Genomic DNA, 854 nt, shown 5'->3' with positions numbered 1-854 from the left:
AGACGTTGTTTCACTTGGTGAGTCGGCGGTAGCTGATGAGGGCTGCGGCGATGCCGACGAAGGCCAGGAAGTGTTCGGCCTTTCGCTCGTAGCGGCGGTGCAGCCTTCGGCATCCGGCCAGCCAGGAGACCGTTCTCTCGACGACCCAGCGATGTCGGCCGAGCCGCGTGGACGACTCGATGCCCTTGCGGGCGATGCGGTGGCGGATGCGACGCTCGCGAAGCCATTGCCGCAGGTGGTCGTAGTCGTATCCCTTGTCGGCATGGAGCTTGGCGGGACGCCGGCGGCGCGGGCCGCGGCGGGAGCGGACGGGCGGGATTCCTCGCACGAGCGGCTGCAGGCCGAGGCTGTCGTGCGTGTTGGCGCCGGAGATGCCCAGTGACAGCGGCACGCCGTTTCGGTCGGTGATGAGGTGGATTTTCGATCCCGGCTTGCCTCGGTCGGTCGGATTCGGTCCGGTCAGTGGCCCCCTTTTGCCGCCCGGACGCTGACGGAGTCGATCGCGCACCGCGACCAGTCCAGCTCGCCCCGAGCGCCGAGTTCGTCCAGGATGACGCGGTGGAGCCGGGCCCAGACCCGGTCCCGGCTCCACTGGGCGAAGCGCCGGTAGACAGTAGGCCAGGCGGGCCCGAACACCGGCGGCAGCTGCCGCCACGTGCAGCCCGAGGTGGCTACGAAGATGATCGCCGCCAGGCATTCGCGGTCCCCGGCCCGCCGTCGGCCGCCGCCTTGCGGGCGTATGACCTCCGTCGGCGGGACCACCCGCCGGAACAGTGTCCACAACTCGTCCGGCACCAACCGCTCCAGCAGATCCGTCATGCACGGCACAACGAGCGATCACGCCATCAGAAACG

The 854-nt window shown here is 69.4% G+C and carries 1 protein-coding gene; it reads right to left on the bottom strand.

Annotated features, from left to right (window positions below; translation table 11 throughout):
- Window positions 1-10: 10 nt before the first annotated feature.
- Window positions 11-819 (bottom strand): IS5 family transposase gene (locus IO24_RS0139975; RefSeq protein WP_420823265.1). Its coding sequence is split into 2 segments (ribosomal slippage): window positions 11-477 and window positions 477-819, totalling 810 coding nucleotides; the frame shifts between segments, so codons are not numbered across the junction.
- Window positions 820-854 lie beyond the last annotated feature (35 nt).

It is taken from the genome of Streptomyces flavovariabilis, from assembly GCF_000725785.1.
GTDB lineage: Bacteria > Actinomycetota > Actinomycetes > Streptomycetales > Streptomycetaceae > Streptomyces > Streptomyces hawaiiensis.
The sequence above is the reverse complement of the archived record's forward strand: the minus strand, read 5'-3'. Positions and strand labels throughout refer to the sequence as shown.